Source organism: Sphingobium cupriresistens LL01 (assembly GCF_001046645.1).
Classification (GTDB): Bacteria; Pseudomonadota; Alphaproteobacteria; order Sphingomonadales; family Sphingomonadaceae; genus Sphingobium; species Sphingobium cupriresistens.
The window spans coordinates 755,650-774,473 of sequence record NZ_KQ130434.1 but is presented as its reverse complement, the minus strand read 5'-3'; the positions used below and the strand labels follow the sequence as shown (position 1 = coordinate 774,473).

Annotated in this window: 20 protein-coding genes and 1 tRNA gene; 12 read left to right on the top strand and 9 right to left on the bottom strand. The window is 64.4% G+C overall.

The annotated features are described in order from the left end of the window. The first annotated feature begins 87 nt into the window (after positions 1-87). Genes V473_RS03755 through phoB form a run of 6 tightly spaced genes read left to right on the top strand, consistent with a single transcriptional unit; the run spans position 88 to position 6,016 of the window. Positions 88-1,143 carry a substrate-binding domain-containing protein gene (locus tag V473_RS03755; RefSeq protein ID WP_066600783.1) on the top strand — a complete coding sequence of 352 codons (1,056 nt, stop codon included), beginning with the start codon at positions 88-90 and terminating at the stop codon, positions 1,141-1,143. Between the two features lie 7 nt (positions 1,144-1,150). Further along, positions 1,151-2,545 (top strand): phosphate ABC transporter permease subunit PstC, encoded by a 1,395-nt coding sequence (pstC, locus tag V473_RS03750; protein WP_066600779.1) that lies wholly within the window; start codon positions 1,151-1,153, stop codon positions 2,543-2,545. Then, positions 2,542-3,801 (top strand): phosphate ABC transporter permease PstA, encoded by a 1,260-nt coding sequence (pstA, locus tag V473_RS03745; protein WP_066600776.1) that lies wholly within the window; start codon positions 2,542-2,544, stop codon positions 3,799-3,801. The genes pstC and pstA overlap by 4 nt, the downstream gene beginning before the upstream one ends. A gap of 8 nt (positions 3,802-3,809) precedes the next feature. After that, positions 3,810-4,598 (top strand): phosphate ABC transporter ATP-binding protein PstB, encoded by a 789-nt coding sequence (pstB, locus tag V473_RS03740; RefSeq protein WP_066604976.1) that lies wholly within the window; start codon positions 3,810-3,812, stop codon positions 4,596-4,598. A gap of 17 nt (positions 4,599-4,615) precedes the next feature. Continuing rightward, positions 4,616-5,311, top strand: coding sequence for a phosphate signaling complex protein PhoU (phoU, locus tag V473_RS03735; protein ID WP_066600774.1), 696 nt, complete (start codon positions 4,616-4,618; stop codon positions 5,309-5,311). 3 nt (positions 5,312-5,314) lie between these two features. After that, entirely contained in the window at positions 5,315-6,016 is a 702-nt protein-coding gene (phoB, locus tag V473_RS03730; protein ID WP_066600767.1) for a phosphate regulon transcriptional regulator PhoB, read from the top strand. A 95-nt stretch (positions 6,017-6,111) separates the two neighbouring features. Here phoB and V473_RS03725 read toward each other — a convergent pair whose 3' ends face one another. From V473_RS03725 to recR, 3 genes are all read right to left on the bottom strand, one after another. After that, positions 6,112-6,813: a hypothetical protein gene (locus V473_RS03725; RefSeq protein ID WP_066600764.1), complete on the bottom strand. Its 702-nt coding sequence runs from the start codon at positions 6,811-6,813 to the stop codon at positions 6,112-6,114. A gap of 93 nt (positions 6,814-6,906) precedes the next feature. Then, complete coding sequence (gene def / locus V473_RS03720; RefSeq protein WP_066600758.1) at positions 6,907-7,437, bottom strand: peptide deformylase; 531 nt, start codon at positions 7,435-7,437, stop codon at positions 6,907-6,909. A 59-nt stretch (positions 7,438-7,496) separates the two neighbouring features. After that, on the bottom strand, positions 7,497-8,093 hold the full coding sequence (gene recR / locus V473_RS03715) for a recombination mediator RecR (protein WP_066600756.1): 597 nt from the start codon (positions 8,091-8,093) through the stop codon (positions 7,497-7,499). 124 nt (positions 8,094-8,217) lie between these two features. Between recR and fmt the strand changes: the two genes are divergently transcribed. Both fmt and truA read left to right on the top strand, forming a co-directional pair. After that, a complete protein-coding gene (gene fmt, locus V473_RS03710; protein WP_066600753.1) occupies positions 8,218-9,126 on the top strand; it encodes a methionyl-tRNA formyltransferase in 909 nt (302 codons plus the stop codon). 18 nt (positions 9,127-9,144) lie between these two features. Then, positions 9,145-9,900: a tRNA pseudouridine(38-40) synthase TruA gene (gene truA, locus V473_RS03705; protein WP_066600751.1), complete on the top strand. Its 756-nt coding sequence runs from the start codon at positions 9,145-9,147 to the stop codon at positions 9,898-9,900. Here the strand turns inward: truA and V473_RS03700 are convergent. Further along, positions 9,893-10,855 (bottom strand): GGDEF domain-containing protein, encoded by a 963-nt coding sequence (locus V473_RS03700; RefSeq protein ID WP_066600748.1) that lies wholly within the window; start codon positions 10,853-10,855, stop codon positions 9,893-9,895. The two genes, truA and V473_RS03700, sit on opposite strands and share 8 nt — an antisense overlap. A 62-nt stretch (positions 10,856-10,917) precedes the next feature. Then, entirely contained in the window at positions 10,918-11,637 is a 720-nt protein-coding gene (locus tag V473_RS03695; protein ID WP_066604973.1) for a queuosine precursor transporter, read from the bottom strand. Positions 11,638-11,706: 69 nt separating this feature from the next. On the opposite strand from V473_RS03695, the gene V473_RS03690 reads away from it, so the two are divergent. Continuing rightward, positions 11,707-11,783: transfer RNA gene (locus V473_RS03690), tRNA-Arg, on the top strand. Between the two features lie 151 nt (positions 11,784-11,934). Here V473_RS03690 and V473_RS03685 read toward each other — a convergent pair. Together V473_RS03685 and fsa are read right to left on the bottom strand one after the other, a co-directional pair. Then, positions 11,935-12,258, bottom strand: a complete 324-nt coding sequence (locus V473_RS03685) for an antibiotic biosynthesis monooxygenase family protein (protein WP_066600746.1) — start codon at positions 12,256-12,258, stop codon at positions 11,935-11,937. Positions 12,259-12,327: 69 nt separating this feature from the next. Next, entirely contained in the window at positions 12,328-12,981 is a 654-nt protein-coding gene (gene fsa / locus V473_RS03680) for a fructose-6-phosphate aldolase (protein WP_066600742.1), read from the bottom strand. Positions 12,982-13,110: 129 nt separating this feature from the next. Between fsa and V473_RS03675 the strand changes: the two genes are divergently transcribed. Genes V473_RS03675 through V473_RS22755 form a run of 3 tightly spaced genes read left to right on the top strand, consistent with a single transcriptional unit; the run spans position 13,111 to position 16,144 of the window. Next, complete coding sequence (locus V473_RS03675) at positions 13,111-13,764, top strand: DUF2490 domain-containing protein (protein WP_066600740.1); 654 nt, start codon at positions 13,111-13,113, stop codon at positions 13,762-13,764. Positions 13,765-13,802: 38 nt separating this feature from the next. Beyond that, the gene (locus V473_RS03670; protein WP_066600738.1) at positions 13,803-15,974 is read left to right on the top strand and encodes a primosomal protein N'; all 2,172 of its coding nucleotides are present in this window, start codon (positions 13,803-13,805) and stop codon (positions 15,972-15,974) included. Next, complete coding sequence (locus V473_RS22755; RefSeq protein WP_330219407.1) at positions 15,902-16,144, top strand: DUF1289 domain-containing protein; 243 nt, start codon at positions 15,902-15,904, stop codon at positions 16,142-16,144. The genes V473_RS03670 and V473_RS22755 overlap by 73 nt, the downstream gene beginning before the upstream one ends. On the opposite strand, the gene V473_RS03665 is transcribed toward V473_RS22755, so the two are convergent. Further along, positions 16,098-17,624 (bottom strand): tetratricopeptide repeat protein, encoded by a 1,527-nt coding sequence (locus tag V473_RS03665; RefSeq protein ID WP_408021502.1) that lies wholly within the window; start codon positions 17,622-17,624, stop codon positions 16,098-16,100. The two genes, V473_RS22755 and V473_RS03665, sit on opposite strands and share 47 nt — an antisense overlap. A gap of 76 nt (positions 17,625-17,700) precedes the next feature. Then, positions 17,701-18,774 (bottom strand): bifunctional DNA-binding transcriptional regulator/O6-methylguanine-DNA methyltransferase Ada, encoded by a 1,074-nt coding sequence (ada, locus tag V473_RS03660; RefSeq protein WP_066600733.1) that lies wholly within the window; start codon positions 18,772-18,774, stop codon positions 17,701-17,703. Between the last annotated feature and the right edge of the window lie 50 nt (positions 18,775-18,824).

Below are 18,824 nucleotides of genomic sequence, written 5' to 3'. Positions count from 1 at the left end.
GTCACAAAGGCGCGATGGTCCGCGACTAGGGCGCTTCCCAGGGGGGCGGCGACAAGCGAATCGCGGCTCTGTTGTTTGGAGGTTCCCGTGAAGACATTCGCCTTGCTCGCCGCGACGACCGTGAGCGTTCTCAGCCTTGCCGCTTGCGGCGACCAGTCCGGCGGCGGCGCAGGCCAGACGCGCGACCAGATCCGCGCGGTCGGCTCCTCCACGGTCTATCCCTTCGCCACCGCGGTCGCCGAACTGTTCGTGCAGAGCAATGCCGGCATGAAGTCGCCGATCATCGAATCAACCGGCACCGGCGGCGGCATGAAGCTGTTCTGCGCTGGCGTTGGCGCGCAGCATCCCGACATCGCCGACGCATCGCGCCGTATGAAGAAGGCCGAATTCGACATGTGCGCCGCCAATGGCGTGAAGGACATCATCGAAGTGCAGATCGGCGTCGACGGCCTGGCCTTTGCCGAATCGAAGCAGGGTCCGGGCCTGAAGCTGACCCCCAAGATCGTCTATGAGGCGCTGGCCGCCAATCCTTATGGCAAGGGGCCAAACAAGGCCCAGACCTGGAAGGATGTGGACCCCAGCCTGCCCGCGATCGCCATCTCCGTGTTCGGTCCGCCGTCCACCAGTGGCACGCGCGATTCGCTCGCTGAACTGATCCTGGAAAAGGGCTGCCAGTCGGACGAGGCGATGAAGGCGCTGAAGGAAAAGAATGAGGACGAATATAAGGCGACCTGCACCCGCGTTCGCGAAGATGGCAAATATGTCGATTCGGGCGAGAACGACAATCTGATCGTGCAGAAGCTGGGCGCCAATCCCAATGCGGTCGGCGTATTCGGCTTCAGCTTCCTGGAGGAAAATAAGGACAGCCTGAAGGACGTGCCGATCAACGGCGTCGAGGCGACCTATGAGACCGTGTCCACCGGCCAATATCCGGGTGCCCGCCCCCTCTACATCTATGTGAAGAAGGCGCACATGACGGCCATCCCCGGCCTCCAGGGCTTCCTGAACGCCTTCGCGGCCAACTGGAGCCCCGACGGCCCACTGACCAAGCGCGGCATGGTCGCAGCGCCCGAAGACGTGCGAAAGGCGAACGCCGAAACGGTCAAGACGCTGACCGTCCTTGACGGTTCGCAACTGAAGTAAGGGCGACATGACCGGACCAGCCATCCTCCTGCTGCTGGCGGGCCTGGGCGCGATCGCCTGGGTCAGTGCTCGCGCCCGCGCCCTGCGGCTCCAGACCGTAGCGCGGGCGACGGGGCGACGCGACGCCGTCCACTCGCTACCCGGCTATCATGGCTGGTATGTCGCGCTATGGACTCTGATCCCGGCCGCCATCTTCCTGGCGGTCTGGGCCAATGTCGTGCCGGGCCTCGTCACGCAAAGCGTGCTTGCCGATCCGGCGGCCCAAAGCCTGCCCCTCGACGGCTTCTCCCGCTCCGCCATCCTTGGCGAAGCGCGGGCGATCGCCAGCGGGGATCAGGCAGGCGCATTCAACCCCCTGTCGCAGGGTCTGGTCGAGCCGTACGCGCAAGCGCTCAACAAATATGGCGTGGCCGGCGGTGTGCTGGCGCTGGTGCTCGCTTTTGCCGGCGGCGCCTACGCCTTCACCCGCATTCGCCCCGATTTCCGGGCGCGCACGCGCGTCGAGCGGCTGGTGATGGCGTCGCTGCTGATCGCGTCGCTGATCGCGATCATCACGACGGTCGGCATCGTCGCCTCCCTGCTGTGGGAAAGTTTCCGCTTCTTCTCGATGGTCAATCCCATCGACTTCCTGTTCGGCACCAAATGGTCGCCGCAATCGGCCGCCATGGGTTATGGCAATGACGACGCCTTCGGCGCGGTGCCGCTCTTCTGGGGCACCATCTTCATCGGCGCGATCATCGCCATGATCGTGGCAATTCCGTTGGGCCTGATGAGCGCCATCTACCTGACCCAATATGCCAGCCCGACGGTCCGCAAGTGGATGAAACCGACGCTGGAGATGCTCGCGGGCGTGCCGACGGTAGTCTATGGCTATTTCGCCGCGCTCACCATCGCTCCGGCTCTTCGTGACTTCGCCGTCGCGATCGGCATACATGGCGCCTCGTCCGAAAGCGCGCTGGCCGCCGGCCTCGTCATGGGCGTGATGATCATTCCCTTCGTCTCGTCCATGGCCGACGACAGCATCGCCGCCGTGCCCCAATCGATGCGCGACGGCAGCCTGGCGATGGGCGCGACCACCAGCGAGACGATTCGCAAGGTGCTGATCCCCGCCGCGCTGCCGGGCGTCGTCGGCGGCGTGCTGTTGGCCGTCAGCCGCGCGATCGGCGAAACGATGATCGTGGTCATGGCCGCGGGCCTCGCCGCGAACCTGACCGTCAATCCCTTCGCCAGCGTGACCACGGTGACGACCCAGATCGTCCAGTTGCTGACCGGCGACCAGGAATTCGACAGCGCCAAGACGCTCGCCGCCTTCGCGCTGGGCCTGGTGCTGTTCATCGTCACCCTGCTGCTCAACATCGTGGCCCTGCGGGTCGTGAAGAAATATCGCGAGGCTTACGAATGAGCGTCCCCCCCACGCCCCCGCAAAGGCTCCCGACCGACTGGAAGTCGGACGCCATGCGCAAGCGGATCGCAGGGCGCTATGCCGCCGAGCGCCGCTTCAAATATGCCGGCCTGTTCGCCGTGCTGCTGTCCGCCTCCTTCCTGGCCTTCCTGCTCGTCACCATGATGGGCAATGGCCTGCGCGGCTTCACCCGGACCGAAATCGCGCTCAAAATCGACTTCCCGGCCTCGCCGCTGTTGCTCGATCCCGCCGCGATCACCGATGAATCGCTGAACCAGGCCAATCTGCCGATGGTGACCGACACGGTCGCCAAAAAGCTGCTGGGCGCGGACGCCGACACGCTGCTGTCGCCCACCGCCTGGATCAGCATCCGCGATGCCATCAAGGCCGACCCCAAGATATTGAGCCGGACCGAAACGATTAGCGTGCCGGCCTCGACCGGGCTGGACCTGGCCGCCAAGGGCCAGGGTTCGCCTGAAATGGAGGCCGCGGTCGCGCGGCTGAAGCAGCAGGACGTGTTGTCGACCGGCTTCAACACCAGCTTCCTGACCGCCAGCGACGGCACCGATCCGACCCAGGTCGGTATCTGGGGCGCGTTCAAGGGATCGCTGCTGACGATGATCGTGACGCTGGTGCTCAGCTTTCCGATCGGCGTCGCCACGGCGCTCTACCTGGAGGAATATGCCCGCAAAAGCTGGTGGACCGACATCATCGAAGTGTCGATCAACAATCTGGCGGCGGTGCCTTCGATCATCTTCGGGCTGCTTGGCCTGTCGATCTTCCTGAACCTGGCGCATCTGCCGCGATCCGCCGCGTTGGTCGGCGGCATGACGCTGGCGCTGATGACGATGCCGGTCATTGTCATCGCCGGCCGCAATGCCATCAAGTCGGTGCCGCCCAGCATCCGCGACGCGGCGCTCGGCATCGGGGCCAGCCCGGTGCAGGTCGTGTTCCAGCATGTCCTGCCGCTCGCCCTGCCCGGCATCCTGACCGGCACGATCATCGGCATGGCCCGCGCGCTGGGCGAAACCGCGCCGCTGCTGATGATCGGTATGCGCGCCTTCATCGCGACCCCGCCGGGCGGCATCACTGATCCTGCGACCGTGCTGCCGGTGCAGATATTTCTCTGGTCCGACGAAGTTTCCAAGGGCTTTGTCGAAAAGACCTCCGCCGCGATCATCGTTCTGCTGGCTTTCCTGCTCGCGATGAACGGCCTCGCCATCTATCTGCGCAACAAGTTTGAAACACGGTGGTAATGACACCCATGACAGAAGAGCAAATCAACCTGACCATCGACAACCCCAAGATGTCAGCTCGCGACGTCAAGGTTTTCTATGGCGAAAAGCAGGCCATCAAGGGCGTGTCGATCGACGTCGGCATGGACCATGTCACCGCCTTCATCGGCCCGTCGGGATGCGGCAAGTCGACCTTTCTGCGGACGCTCAATCGCATGAACGACACGGTCGCCTCGGCACGGGTGGAAGGTGAGATCACGCTGGACGGAGAGAATATCTACGCCCCGTCGATGGACGTGGTGCAGCTGCGCGCGCGGGTGGGCATGGTGTTCCAGAAGCCCAATCCCTTCCCCAAGTCGATCTACGAGAATATCGCCTACGGGCCGCGCATCCACGGCCTGGCCGCGGGCAAGGCGGACATGGACGTTATCGTCGAGAAGTCGCTGCGCCGCGCGGGCCTGTGGGAGGAAGTGAAAGATCGGTTGCACGACAGCGGCACCGCTTTGTCGGGGGGCCAGCAACAGCGGCTGTGCATCGGCCGCGCCATTGCGGTCGAACCCGAAGTGATCCTGATGGACGAGCCTTGTTCCGCGCTCGATCCCATCGCGACCGCCAAGATCGAGGAACTGATCCACGAACTGCGCGGCCGCTACGCGATCGTCATCGTCACGCACAACATGCAGCAGGCCGCGCGCGTGTCGCAGCGCACCGCCTTCTTCCATCTGGGCGACCTGGTCGAATATGGCGTGACGAGCGACATCTTCACCAATCCGCGCCAGGAGCGGACCAAGGATTATATCACCGGCCGCTACGGCTGAGCCGGGGGAGAGACATCATGGCTGAACATACGATCAAGGCATTTGACGAGGAAATCGACCGGCTGCGCGGACTGATCGCCGAAATGGGCGGGCGCGCGGAAGCGGCGATCGAAAATGCGATGCTGGCGCTGCAACGGCAGGACAAAGTGTTGGCCGCCGATGTCGTCGAAGGCGACAAGCGCATCGACGCGATCGAAGCGGAGGTCGAAAAGCTGGTGATCCAGGTGATTGCGCTCCGCGCGCCGATGGCCAATGATCTGCGCGACGTGATCGCGGCATTGAAGATCGTCAGCGTGGTGGAGCGCATCGGCGATTATGCCAAGAATATCGCCAAGCGCGTGCCGCTGATCGCGACCAACACCCGCATCCTCGAACCCATTTCCCTGCTGCCCTCCATGGGGCAGGTCGCGGGCGAGATGGTGCATGATGCGCTGAACGCCTTCGCCGCGCGCGACGCCGACCTGGCGCTGGCGGTGGTCGAACGCGACACGGTGGTGGACGATTTCTACAACAGCGTGTTCCGCACGCTCGTCACCTTCATGGTCGAGAATCCCAAGACGATCAGCGAGTGCGCGCACCTGCTGTTCATCGCCAAGAATATCGAGCGGATCGGCGACCATGCGACCAACGTCGCGGAAATGGTCTATTATGCTGCCACCGGCCAGACCTTGCCAGAGCGCGAGCGCGGCGCCGACATGCAGCCGGAGGACTAGACCATGGCACGAGCGAAAATGCTGCTGGTCGAGGATGACGCGGCGCTGGCCGAACTGCTGATATGGCATTTCAAGCGTGAGGATTTCGAAGTCGCCCATACGGTCGACGGCGAAGAGGCGTTGCTGATGGCGCAGGAAAATGTGCCGGACATCGTGCTGCTCGACTGGATGGTCGAAAGCCTGTCGGGGATCGAGGTCTGCCGCCGCCTGCGCCGCATGAACGGCACCGCGAACATTCCGATCATCATGCTGACCGCGCGCGGCGAGGAAGAGGATCGGGTCCGGGGTCTGGAAACCGGCGCGGACGATTATGTGACCAAGCCGTTCAGCCCCCGCGAACTGGTGGCGCGCGTCGGCGCGGTGCTGCGCCGCGTGCGCCCGGCCCTGGCGGGCGAGACGCTTACCTTCTCCGACGTGGAGATGGACACGGTCGGCCACAAGGTCCGCCGCAGCGGCCAGGTGATCCCGCTCGGCCCCACCGAGTTCCGCCTGCTCAAGCATTTCCTGGAGCATCCCGGCTGGGTCTTCTCCCGCGAGCGACTGCTCGACAGCGTGTGGGGCCAGGACAGCGATATCGAGCTACGCACGGTCGATGTCCATATCCGCCGCCTGCGCAAGGCGATCAATGGCGATGGCCAATATCAGGACATCATCCGCACGGTGCGGTCGGCGGGCTATGCGCTGGATACCGACGGGATCGGATAGGCCCCGCAACGCACCTGTCGTGGTTCAAACGAAAACCTCTCCAACGATATTTGGAGCGGTTTTTGTCAGTTGCGATCGTCATCCGGCACGGACGTTTATGCAGGACCGCCTGGGACTGGCGCATTGTGCAAGCCATCGCCCGACATGGCGTTCCGATCTGCCTCGTCTGGCCAGCGGCCACGGGGTCTGGCCCATGGATTGAGAAACAAAAAGGGCAGCTTCAAGAATAGAAGTTCGGCATGCACGACATAGTCGACGATACGCTCCCACCATATTGGCCCGCGTTGCGCGTAGGCATCGAGCCAATCTTCATAGGGCGCCCAATGGCTGGGTTCGTCCTTGCGAATGATGCTGAAGATGCGCGTCAGAATCGGGTCCGACAGGATGATCCGGTTGGTGAGCAGGGTTTCCACCTGCACATATCCCCGCCTTTCGGTCAGCGCGATGACCCGGCACAGGCGCGCGAACAGCCTGTCGCTTTCGACGACGTCCTGCGTCTTGAGCCGGGCTATCGGCGTGCCGAACATGATCTCGACGAAACGGTCGATATGGCCGAAGGTCCGCCCCACAGCGAAGGGCATGATGCCCCGCCGTTCGAACCAGCGGCGGAACATGAGATAATGTTTGCGCTCGTCCGCCCGATGCGCCTGGAGCCGCGCGATGAGGACCACATCGTCAGGCGAGCGCTTCACGACCGATTCGATCACCCGGTCGATGGCCGTATATCCGCGATGCTCATTGTAGATATAGATGCTGCCCAGCACATCGAGATAGCGGCGTTCGAACCAAGCACGCATAGTTTTCTCCGGCCCTGACCAAGTCAGAACGTCCTTGGATACAGCAATAATATGCGCAGCGACATTCGGTTCGATATCGCGATGTCAAAAAATTTACGCCGCGCGGCGCGCCTTGTTCAGTTTCTTGAGCAGCATGTCGCGTTTCAGGCGCGACAGATGGTCGATGAACAGCACGCCTTCCAGATGATCCATCTCGTGCTGGAGGCATGTGGCGAGCAGGCCTTCAAGCTGTTCCTCATGGATACGGCCGTCGCGGTCCATCCAACTCGCGCGGACGACGGCGGGCCGTTCCACCTCGGCATATTGGTCGGGAACCGACAGGCAGCCTTCCTGATAAATCGACAGTTCTTCCGAACCCCTGAGAATCTGCGGATTGATGAAGACCATCGGCTTCCTGACCGGCTTGGCGTCTTCTGCGTCCGATTCTGGTTCCTGCAGGTCGATCACCAGCACCCGCTTGGGCACGCCGACCTGAATCGCGGCCAGACCGATGCCCGGCGCGTCATACATCGTCTCGAACATGTCATCGATCAACCTTTGCAGGTCGTCGTCAATGGTATCGACAGGGGTAGAGATGGTGCGCAGGCGCGGATCGGGCGCTTCAAGGATCGGTAGGATTGCCATGTGTCGAACATAGACGGAACGGCCCGATATTTCAAGCCATCGCACCGCACTCAGAGCCGCTAACCCACCGGCCTGCGCGCGCGCAGCGCCTGCGCCAGCGTGCCTTCGTCCAGATAATCCAGTTCGCCGCCGACCGGCACGCCATGGGCGAGTTGGGTCAGGCGGATAGGAAACCGCTCCAGCCGTTCGGCCAGATAATGAGCGGTCGTCTGCCCCTCCAGCGTGGCGTTCATCGCCAGCACGACTTCGTCCACGCCGCCCGGCTCCAGCCGCGCGACCAGCGCGTCGATAGTCAGGTCTTCGGGCCTTATCCCTTCCAGTGCTGACAACCGCCCGCCCAGCACATGGAAACGGCCGGGGAAGAGGCGCGATTTGTCGAGCGCCCACAAATCCGAGACATCCTCCACCACGCACAGGGCGCGGGCGTCGCGGCGCGGATCGGCGCAGATGCCGCAGGGATCGATCGTATCGACATTGCCGCAGACATGGCAGGTGACGAGCCGGTCGTTCACCGCCTCCAGCGCGCGCAGCAGCGGCTCCATCGCGCCCTCGCGCTTTTTCAGCAGGTGCAGCACCGCGCGCCGGGCCGAACGGGGGCCAAGGCCGGGCAGACGGGACAGCGCCTGGGTCAGCGTCTCGATTTCAGGTGAAGCCATATCGTGAGATAAAGGGTTGCAACCGGGAGAGACAAGGGGTTTGAGCAGCTTCTTTGGAAATGCGCCTTAACGCGCATTTCGGATGCGGCGCCGGCCCTATCCATGCGGAAACTGGACACAGACTATGCGTATCATCTATATGGGCACCCCCGATTTCGCCGTTCCGGCGCTCGACGCGCTGGCGAAAGCGGGTCATGACATCGTCGCGGTCTATAGCCAGCCGCCCCGCCCCGCCGGTCGTGGCAAGGCGCTGCGCCCCTCCCCCGTCCACGCCCGCGCCGGGGACATGGGGATAGAGGTGCGCACGCCGGTTTCGCTGAAGGACGGCGACGTGCAGGCCGCCTTCGCTGCGCTAGACGCCGATGTAGCGGTGGTCGCGGCCTATGGCCTGATCCTGCCGCGCGCCGTGCTGGATGCGCCGCGCCATGGCTGCATGAACATCCACGCCTCACTGCTGCCGCGCTGGCGCGGCGCGGCGCCGATCCAGCGGGCGATCCTGTCGGGCGACAATGTCACCGGCGTCACGATCATGGACATGGAGGCGGGCCTGGACACCGGGCCGATGCGCGCCAAGCATGTCACGCCGATCGAGGACAAGACCGCAGGCCAACTGACCACCGAACTGGCGCAGGCAGGTGCGGCGCTGATGGTCGAGGTGCTGGACGATATCGCGCAGCACGCCCCCCTCGCTCAACCGGAAGACGGGGTCATCTATGCGTCGAAGATCGACAAGGCGGAGGCGCGGATCGATTTCGGCCATTCGGCGCATCAGGTCGAACGGCAGGTGCGCGCCTTCAATCCCTTCCCCGGCGCCTTCTTCGAATATCGCGGCGAACGCTTTCGCATCCTGGCCGCCCATGTCGAACATCATGGCGGACCGGCAGGCGAACTGCTGGACGATAGCCTGCTGATCGGTTGCGGCCATGACGCGATCCGCCCGACGCTGATCCAGCGCGCTGGCAAGGCGGCGATGTCGCCTGGCGAATTGCTGCGCGGTTATGAGATGCCGGCCGGGAGCCGGGTGGATGGATAGGCGGGACGCAGCCCGGATATGACCCGTTTCGCCTTCACCATCGAATTTGACGGCCGCCCCTTCATGGGCTGGCAGCGTCAGGCCCATGGCCCCAGCGTGCAGCAGACGATCGAGGATGCGATCTTCGCCGTGACCCGCGAGCGCGCCGTGGTCCATGCCGCCGGGCGCACCGATGCTGGCGTCCACGGCCTGGCCATGCGCGCCCATGCGGAGATCGACAAGGCCATCGCGCCCTTCCGCCTGATGGAAGCGATCAACGCCCGGATGCGACCCGCCCCCGTCTCCATCCTGGCGTGTGAGCCGGTCGCGGACGACTGGCATGCCCGTTTTTCCTGTATCGGGCGATCCTATATCTATCGCATCGCCAATCGCCGCGCACCGCTGACCTTCGAGCGGGGGCTGGCGTGGCGGGTGATCCAGCCGCTTGATGTCCCAGCGATGCAGGATGCGGCGCAGCTGCTGGTCGGGCGGCACGACTTCACCACCTTCCGGTCAGCCCATTGCCAGGCGCAAAGCCCGGTCAAGTCGCTCGACCGGCTGGATGTCGAGCGTGACGGCGACCGCATCGCGATCCACGCGGCGGCGCGCTCCTTCCTGCATCATCAGGTTCGATCGATGGTGGGGTGTCTGGCGATGGTCGGCATGGGTCGATGGCGTGCGGACGATGTAGGCGCCGCGCTGGAGGCCAGGGATCGCGCGGCGCTCGGCCTCAACGCGCCGCCGGACGGGCTGTATTTCGTGCAGGCGGTCTACCCCGACGCCGCCGTCAGATGAAGGCGGCGGCGCAAACCTGATTCTTGCCGGCGCGCTTGGCGGCGCGCATCGCATCGTCGGCGCAGGCGATCAGCCGGTCGAGATCGGCCGGATCGGGCGTGTCGGCAGTGACCAGGCCGAAGCTGCCGCTGATGCCCATGCCATAGGCGGCGAGCGCCAGGCGCGCATCTTCGCCAAAAGCCCGGACCGCCTGTGCATCCCGGTCGGCCAAAAGGACCAGAAATTCGTCGCCGCCGATGCGCGCGACGACATCGCCCGCATCGGCCTGCGCCTTGAGCAATTGGGCGATATCGACCAGGCAGGCATCGCCCGCGGCATGGCCCTGCCCGTCATTCAACTGCTTGAAGCCATCGAGATCAAGGAACAGCAGGCTGGCGCCAAGCCGTGCATGGGCCGCATGGGCCAGCACATCCTTGGCCCGACAGGCGAAGCCGCGGCGGTTGAGCAGGCCGGTCAGCGGATCATGCACCGCTTCGAAACTGGCCTGGCGCAGGTCCGACATATCCTCGATCACCGCCACGTAAAGTTCGGGCTGGTCGGCATCGTCACGCACCATCGCGACGGTCAGGTTGATCCAGATGATCGTTCCGTCGGCGCGGATATAGCGTTTTTCCATCGCGTAACGCGGCAATTCGCCCGCATTGAGCCGCGCCAGCAGCGCTTCGTCGGCGTTCAGATCGTCTGGATGGGTGATCTGCTGGAATCCGGTGCGAATGAGCGTTTCCGCGTCATGGCCGCTGATCTCGCAAAAGCGCGGATTGACCAGCAGGAAGCGACCGTCCAGCCCGACATGGGCGATGCCGACCGGCGCATGGAGGAAGGTCGCCTCGAAACGACGCTGCGCCAGCGCGAGGGCTGCGGCGATCGCTCCGTCCCGCGCGATGCGCTGAGCCGGTGCGGGGGAAGATTTGGCTGAAAATGGTCCGGTGAACTGCCGGTGCGACTGCCTGCTCATCGTCCGCTCTTGCACGGAAAATGGTAAACAGGTGGTTACGCCGCCGCGCGGTCATAAAATTGTCAGAGACGGGTGCGGAACGGCGTGAAGTCGGTGCCGCTGTCATAGACGTCCAGCCCTTCTCGGCGCTTGAGGCCGTTGACCGCCAGATAGGTGACCGGCGTCAGCAACGCTTCCCAGCCGACCTTCATCGCCCAGTTGGTGACCATCACCGTCAGCACCTGGGCATTGCTCCAGTCGCCCCAGAAGGCGAGCGGGTAGAAGAGCAGGCTGTCCGCGCCTTGGCCGATGACGGTGGAGCCGATCGTGCGCATCCACAAATGCCGCCCCTGCGTCAGTATTTTCATGCGGGCGAGGACGAAGCTGTTGGCCAGTTCGCCCGCCCAGAAGGCGATGAGCGAGGCGAAGACGATGCGCCAAGTGCTACCGAACACCGCCTCATAAGCTTTCTGGTCGGGCCAGCCGTCCGCAGGCGGCAGCGCGACCACCACCCAGCTCATCAGCGCCATGAACAGCATCGCGCCGAACCCCGCCCACACGCAGCGGCGGGCACGAGCATAGCCATAGACTTCCGTCAGGACATCGCCGATGACATAGCCCAGGGGGAAGAATAGGATGCCGGCGCCAAAGGTGAAGCCGCCCAGCGTCGACAGCTTGGCCGCGCCGATCAGGTTTGAGAGGAGCAGGATCGCGACGAAGGCCGCCATGAAGAAGTCGTAATAGCGCAGCGGCCGCGCACCTAGCGCCCCTGCATCGACCTTGTGAACCGCCCCGTCGCTCATGCGCACCTGCATATCGCGTGGTCAGGTGATTGCAAGCTGGCGCAACGCCCGCTATCGCGACACGCGCGCGGCCCCGTAGCTCAGTTGGATAGAGCATTCGCCTTCTAAGCGAATGGTCGCTGGTTCGAATCCAGCCGGGGTCACCAACGACGAGCGCTGTCAGAAGTTCAAGATCAGCATCGCCAGACCCAACAGCGTCAGAATGAAAGCGAAGCCGAGAAATCCGAAATCCGGCTTGTCAGGGTCTCTCATCGCGCCTCTCCTTCTTGCTTGCGCCCGTCTTCATAGCGCCCATCCTCATTGCGAACGCTCCAGCAGGTCATCGAGCACCGTCATGGTGAAGATGGGATCGGCATCGGGAGGCACCTGCGCAATCGCATCGACGAAGGCAGCGCGCGTCGCGGCATCGTCATAAACCATTTTCTGTTCGAACGCCTCCCGCCACGTCGCCTCGTCGGGCCATTCGGCATAGCCGACGAACCGACCATCGGCGTCCCGATGCAGACGGGAGCCATAGCTGCCATATTTTTCCCGGATCAGGTCGGTCCCGCGCCTCCAGGCGGCGCGAAACTGATCCTCCTTGCCGGGATGGACCCGCCACCAATAAACCGCGACGAACATCGCTTTTCTCCTTTTATTCAAGGAGAATAAACGGGTCGAGCGCAGGTTCCTGCGCCCGGCCCGGAAAAGTCACAGGATCGTCTGGCCGGTCTTGGCCCAGTCGGCGGCGAAGCCTTCGAGGCCCTTGTCGGTCAGCACATGCTTGGACAGCAGCTTGATGACGGCGGGCGGCGCGGTCATCACGTCGGCGCCGATACGGGCGCTTTCCAGCACATGGATCGGGTGGCGGACGCTGGCGACCAGAATTTCGGTGTCGAAGCCGTAATTGTCGTAGATCAGGCGGATATCCTGGATCAACGCCATGCCGTCGAAGCCGTTATCGTCATGACGGCCGACGAAGGGCGATATGAAGCTGGCGCCGGCCTTCGCCGCCAGCAGCGCCTGATTGGCCGAGAAGCAGAGCGTGACATTGACCAGCGCGCCGTCGTCGGTCAGCGCCTTGCAGGTTTTGAGGCCGTCGATCGTCAGCGGCACCTTGATGCACACATTGTCGGCGATCTTCCGCAGCACGGTGGCTTCCTTCATCATCGTCTCATGGTCGAGCGCGACGACTTCGGCGGACACCGGGCCATCCACGATGCCGCAGATTTCCTCGACCACTTCCAGGAACTTGCGGCCCGACTTGTGGATCAGCGAGGGGTTGGTGGTGACGCCGTCGAGCAAGCCGGTGGCGGCCAGTTCGCGGATTTCGGCGGTGTCGGCGGTGTCGACGAAGAATTTCATGGGGCACTCCGGGATAGGGCGAATCGCGCTCCTTTAACCGCTGGCGGTCGGATTCGCCATGGTGACGGCATGAATTGCATCCCCTGCCCCGCGCGACTAAGGCCGACGCACCTTTTCAAAGGACCCAATATGAAGCGCGACGCCCGTCTGCTGACGATTCCGATGGCTCTATGGGGCGCATCGCCGGCGGGGGCCGCGACCGAAGAAACACAGGCATGGATTACCGAGCAGGCGATCCTGCACGCCGGCGACACAAATATCGTCACCATCGATTCAAGCCAGCGTATCCGATCCGACGGCCAGAGCGGCGGCGAACAGTTTCTCGCCCGCGTCGCGATCGACCACAGGATTACCCCCGCGCTGCAACTGGGCGGCGGCATCGCCTATCTGCGCAGCGAGGTGGATCAGGAAATGCGCCTGTTCCAACAGGCGACGTGGACCAGCGGCATCTGGATAAGCCGCACCCGGATCGAGCAGCGTTTCTTCAGCACGGCGGATGAAGCCAGTTGGCGGTTGCGCCAGCGGGTGCAGGCGGCGGCGCCGATCGACCGAGCGAAGCGATGGACCGTGATCGCGGCGACCGAAATCTTCTTCCACCTCAACCGCGCGCGGCCGAGCGACCAGACCGGGCTGGCGACGATGCGTAATCAGATCGGCCTGCGCCATCCGATCACTGGCATGGTGGACGCGCAACTGCTCTATATGCGCCAGCAGAATTTTCGCGACGGACGGCCCGATACGGTCGCCCATATTCCTTGGCTGACACTCAGTTGGCGGCTGTGACGATTTGCCAGCCGCGCCCGGCGCGCTAAGGATGGCCCATGTCTTCGCGCGCCCGTGTCCTCATTCTCAACGCCGCCCTGGGGCCGCTCGACTATCGCGTGCCCCATGGCATGACCGTCACGCCCGGCAGCATCGTCATCGCGCCGCTGGGGCCGCGCCAGTTGATCGGCGTGGTGTGGGAGGAGGACAGCTTCCCGGACATCGAGACGGTCGGCGACAATCGGCTGCGCAATCTGCTGGAGGTGGTGGACGCCCCGCCGCTGCCCGAAACGCTGCGCCGGCTGATCGAATGGACCGCGGACTATTATCTCAGCCCCCCCGCCGCCGTGCTGCGCATGGCGCTGTCGTCCATGGCGGCGCTGGAGGGCACGCGGACGGTGATCGAATATCGCGCCACTGGGGCCGTGCCCGAACGGATGACCGAGCAGCGCGCGCAGGCGCTGGAGCGGATCGGCGAACGGCAGGGGCTGATCCGCGAACTGGCGATGATCGGCGGGGTGAGCGACGCGGTTATCCGCGGCCTCATCAAGCAGGATATTTTCGAGCCGGTGGAGGTGAGCATCGACACCCCCTTCCCCATGCCCGACCCCGGCCATGCGCAGCCCGTGCTGTCGGAAGCGCAGACCAGTGCCGCGACGACCATGGCGGACGCGGTGCTGCGCCAAGATTTCGCGCCTTTCCTGCTGGACGGCGTCACCGGGTCCGGCAAGACCGAGGTCTATTTCGAGGCGATCGCGGCGGCCATCAGGGCGAATCGACAGGTGCTGGTGCTGCTGCCCGAAATCGCTCTGACCGAACCCTTTCTGGAGCGGTTCGAGAAGCGGTTCGGCACCATACCGGTCAACTGGCATAGCGGCCTGCGCCAAAGCGAGCGGCGGCGGGCGTGGCGCGCCATCGCCAGCGGACAGGCGCAGGTGGTGGTGGGCGCGCGATCGGCGCTGTTCCTGCCCTATCCCAATCTCGGCCTCATCGTCGTGGACGAGGCGCACGAGGCCAGCTTCAAGCAGGAGGACGGCGTTCATTATCATGCCCGCGACGTGGCGGTGATGCGCGGGTTGATCGAGAAATTCCCGGTCATCCTTGCGTCCGCCACTCCCGCGATCGAGACGCGCCACCAGGTTGAACTGGGCCGCTATGCGGAGATCAAGCTGCCTGCGCGCTATGGCGGGGCGGTGATGCCCGCGATCGAGGGCATCAACCTGCTGACCGACCCGCCCGAACGCGGCCGCTGGATCGCCCCGCCTCTGGTCAAGGCGATCGACGAGGTGATGGCCAAGGGCGAGCAGAGCCTGCTCTTCCTGAACCGGCGCGGCTATGCGCCGCTGACGCTCTGCCGTCATTGCGGCTATCGCTTCCAATGCCCCAATTGCACCGCCTGGATGGTCGAACATCGGCTGACCCACCGCCTCGCCTGTCATCATTGCGGCCATGTGATCCCCGCCCCGCGCCGCTGCCCCGATTGCAAGGAGGAGGATAGCCTGGTCGCCTGCGGCCCCGGCGTCGAGCGGATCGCCGACGAGGTGAAGGCGCTGTGGCCGCAGGCGCGCACCGCCATCGCCACGTCCGATACGCTATCCTCCCCAGCCCGCGTCGCCGATTTCGTCAAGTCGGTGGAGGCCGGCGACATCGACATCATCGTCGGCACGCAACTCATCACCAAAGGCTATCATTTCCCCAATCTGACGCTGGTCGGCGTGATCGACGCGGACCTGGGGCTGGAGGGCGGCGACCTACGCGCGGCGGAGCGGACCTTCCAGCAGATCGTGCAGGTCGCGGGGCGCGCCGGGCGCGGCGAGAAGCCGGGCAAGGTCTTCATTCAGACCCGGATGCCTACCAGCGAGGTGATCGAATCGCTGATCGAGGGCGATACCGAACGCTTCTACGCGGTCGAGACGGAGAACAGGCGGCGCGCCAACGCGCCCCCGTTCGGCCGCTTCGCCGCGATCATCATTTCCAGCGAAAATGCGGACGACGCCGCGCAGACCGCGCGGCTGATCGGCAAGTCGGCCCCGGTGATCGAGGGGATGCGCGTCTATGGCCCTGCGCCTGCGCCGCTGTCCGTCCTGCGCGGGCGCCATCGCCATCGGCTGCTGATCCATGCGACGAGATCGGTGGATGTCCAGACGGCGATCCGCGAATGGCTGAGCAATCTGGCGTGGAAATCGGGGACGCGCGTCGCGGTGGACGTCGATCCCTACAGCTTCATGTGATGGAAACGCCGTGCCGAAACCTCTGTGCGCTGGACCGGGAGCGGAAAAGCTGCACCGGATGCGGCCGGACGATAGAGGAGATCGTCCATTGGCGTAGCATGAACGGTGCGGCGCGCGCCGCCGTCATGAAGAGGGTGCGGGATTTCCAGCCGGTTGAACAGCGGGCTTAGCAGCGGCCTTTTTCTCACCTCGCACCTCATATTGCGCCTTCATCTTCAACGCCGCGTCGCGCATCCCCGACCCATGAGGTGAGAAGGCGATCGGATCGAGCAGGATCGATGCGGCCTTATATTCGCCGCGAAACGCCATCGCCTGCGCCATGTTGAAGCGATAATTGGGATTTTGCGGCAACAGGGTGAACGCCTTGTAGAGGCCGTCATAGCCCAAATCCGGCATCTTGCCCCCGCGCATGGCGTGATAGCGATAGAAAAGCGCCAACGGCACCGGATCTTCGGTATCGGCCCGATTAGCGCGCACGATGGATGTGAGCGCGGCCTTCCAGTCGCCTTCCTCGTCACTGTCCTGCGCTCGCTCCAGCAGCACATTCGCCCGCACCGCATAGGCGCGCGCCGATTTAGGGTCGAGCGCGATGGCCCGGTCGGCAGCGGCCAGCGCAGCGTCCTTTTGTTCGACCGCCCATTCCGCTTCGGCGAGCAGCGCCTGCACATAAGCGCTGTCGGGATATTGCGCCGCCTTGGTGCGGATCGTCGCTGCAATGCCCGGAAGTTCATCTTCAGGCGGACGGTGGATGAGCCATAGCTCATCTTCCATCAGAGCGCCTTGGGCCTGATCGATTGGGCTGACGGCGATCGTCCCAATCACCATCTCCTTGGGGGTCAGCACCGAAATATTCAGCCGATGGCGCATATAGGCCTTAAGATCCTTTTCGAGCGCATCCAGTCCACCATTGAAATAGCGGTCCGGCTGAACGTCACCCGCGCCGCTGGCCAGATCGCGCAGATACTGGGTAATTTCTGCTGTGCGCGCATTCTTCTGCTGAAAATAATAATGGGTCAGCAGCCATGCCGTGCCATAATAGCGATCGCCATCGCGCAGGTTCAGCCCCTCGGTATCGCGGGCGAAAAGCTGCTTGAGCGGATAGGGCTGGCCCAGCACCAGCCCCGGCACCCGCGCCATGGGGACATGGGCGAACTGGATCGAGCCATCTTTCGGAAACTTAACGACCGAGAAAAATTCCGCGAACCCCTCGACATACCATGTCGGATAAGCGGCGGGAAAATGGTGCAGCATGAAATGATGGGTATATTCGTGGAAGAGGACTTCTTCCGCGCCCACGTCGAATTTGCTGTCCTTGCCGCCGCGCGACAGAAACGCATAGGCCGTCCGTTGCGAGGTCGTATAATGACCCGCGACATTGGGGTTGCGCGCCAGCGCCTTCACCTTGGCCTCGCTGGACAGCATATAGACCTTCACCGGGCTGCCCGCTTCCGGACTGGCCACGCCGGTCAATCGCCGCAGGAGGAAGTCGAACTTCTCCAGTCGTTCGGCAAAGTCGCGCAATTTCTCGTCATTGCCTTCGCTATAGACCGTGAAATGCCGGCCCTGCGCCTGCCACCACGCCGCCTGCGCCGTTCCCATCCCGCACAGCGCCAGCGCCAACCCAGCCAGCGCCTTCACGCAGATTCGCATCATTCGCCCATGTTCCCCCAAAGTCCCGGTCCAAGGTGGCGGAGCGCGACGGAAATGAAAAGATGAATTTAATCCATCACTTGCGCCTTTCATGCGCCAGCAGCGCCTGCTTCCTTTCAATGCCCCAGGCATAGCCGCCGATACTGCCGTCCCCGCGCACAACGCGGTGGCAAGGGACGAGCACGGCCAGATTATTACCGCCGCACGCCTTCCCCGCCGCCCGGACCGCGCCGGGGCGTCCGATCGCCGCGGCGATTGCGCCATAGCTGCGCGTCTCGCCAGCCGGGATCGCGCGCAGCGCCGCCCAAACCGCCTGCTGAAACGCCGTGCCGCGCACATCGATCGGCAGGTCGGCGCCAGACGCGGGATCATCGACCAGCGCCGCCACCCGCTGCGCCATCGCGTCGAGCGCCTCGTCCGCAGGCAGCAGCGTGGCGTGGGGGAAGCGCGCGCGCAAGTCCGCCTCTCCTTCATCAAAGCTGATCCGGCACAACCCTTTGTCCGTCGCCGCCACCAGCATCGCCCCCAGACTAGTGTCCACCACGCGCCAACGAATCGCCGCGCCACGCCCGCCATCCTTCCAGGCGCTCGGCGTCATGCCCAGATGCTGCCGCGCATCAGCATAGGCCCGGCTCGGCGCGCTATAGCCCGCGTCATAGATGGCCGCGGTCACGCTGCCCGGCTGCGCCAGCGCCGCCTTGAGCCGCCCAGCCCGCACGCCGCGGGCATAGGCGGCGGGGGTCAGCCCCGTTTCGCGCTTGAACAGGCGGTGGAAATGATGCGGCGCATAGCCGGCATGGACGGCGATTGCCTCCAGCCGGGGCGTTTCCTCCGCCGCCTCGATAAAGGCGATCGCCGCCGCCACCGCCAGCCGGTCGCGCCCGACCGCATCGGGACGGCAGCGCAGGCAGGCGCGATAGCCCGCCGCTCGCGCCGCCGCCGGATCGGGCAGGAAGGCCATATTCTCCCGCTTGGGGTGCCGCGCGGCGCAACTGGGCTTGCAATAGATGCCGGTCGTCGCGACGCAGCCGACGAAGCGACCGTCCATCGCCCGGTCGCGCGCCACGAAGGCGTCCCAGCAGGCGTTATCGTCCGGCATCGCGGCGTCAACGCGGTTTGGGGCGGGTTTAAAGCGAGTCATCTGGTTCATGCATATGGGATAGCCCGGCGCGCTTGACCATGCTTCCCGCGCCTTGCTGT

Bases quoted from the DNA above. Each gene is read 5' to 3' on its own strand.
- pstC (WP_066600779.1), top strand. From the start codon at position 1,151: ATGACCGGACCAGCCATCCTCCTGCTGCTGGCGGGCCTGGGCGCGATC.
- pstA (WP_066600776.1), top strand. From the start codon at position 2,542: ATGAGCGTCCCCCCCACGCCCCCGCAAAGGCTCCCGACCGACTGGAAG.
- pstB (WP_066604976.1), top strand. From the start codon at position 3,810: ATGACAGAAGAGCAAATCAACCTGACCATCGACAACCCCAAGATGTCA.
- phoU (WP_066600774.1), top strand. From the start codon at position 4,616: ATGGCTGAACATACGATCAAGGCATTTGACGAGGAAATCGACCGGCTG.
- phoB (WP_066600767.1), top strand. From the start codon at position 5,315: ATGGCACGAGCGAAAATGCTGCTGGTCGAGGATGACGCGGCGCTGGCC.
- V473_RS03725 (WP_066600764.1), bottom strand. From the start codon at position 6,813: ATGCGTGCTTGGTTCGAACGCCGCTATCTCGATGTGCTGGGCAGCATC.
- def (WP_066600758.1), bottom strand. From the start codon at position 7,437: ATGGCAATCCTACCGATCCTTGAAGCGCCCGATCCGCGCCTGCGCACC.
- recR (WP_066600756.1), bottom strand. From the start codon at position 8,093: ATGGCTTCACCTGAAATCGAGACGCTGACCCAGGCGCTGTCCCGTCTG.
- fmt (WP_066600753.1), top strand. From the start codon at position 8,218: ATGCGTATCATCTATATGGGCACCCCCGATTTCGCCGTTCCGGCGCTC.
- truA (WP_066600751.1), top strand. From the start codon at position 9,145: ATGACCCGTTTCGCCTTCACCATCGAATTTGACGGCCGCCCCTTCATG.
- V473_RS03700 (WP_066600748.1), bottom strand. From the start codon at position 10,855: ATGAGCAGGCAGTCGCACCGGCAGTTCACCGGACCATTTTCAGCCAAA.
- V473_RS03695 (WP_066604973.1), bottom strand. From the start codon at position 11,637: ATGAGCGACGGGGCGGTTCACAAGGTCGATGCAGGGGCGCTAGGTGCG.
- V473_RS03685 (WP_066600746.1), bottom strand. From the start codon at position 12,258: ATGTTCGTCGCGGTTTATTGGTGGCGGGTCCATCCCGGCAAGGAGGAT.
- fsa (WP_066600742.1), bottom strand. From the start codon at position 12,981: ATGAAATTCTTCGTCGACACCGCCGACACCGCCGAAATCCGCGAACTG.
- V473_RS03675 (WP_066600740.1), top strand. From the start codon at position 13,111: ATGAAGCGCGACGCCCGTCTGCTGACGATTCCGATGGCTCTATGGGGC.
- V473_RS03670 (WP_066600738.1), top strand. From the start codon at position 13,803: ATGTCTTCGCGCGCCCGTGTCCTCATTCTCAACGCCGCCCTGGGGCCG.
- V473_RS22755 (WP_330219407.1), top strand. From the start codon at position 15,902: ATGGCTGAGCAATCTGGCGTGGAAATCGGGGACGCGCGTCGCGGTGGA.
- V473_RS03665 (WP_408021502.1), bottom strand. From the start codon at position 17,624: ATGCGAATCTGCGTGAAGGCGCTGGCTGGGTTGGCGCTGGCGCTGTGC.
- ada (WP_066600733.1), bottom strand. From the start codon at position 18,774: ATGAACCAGATGACTCGCTTTAAACCCGCCCCAAACCGCGTTGACGCC.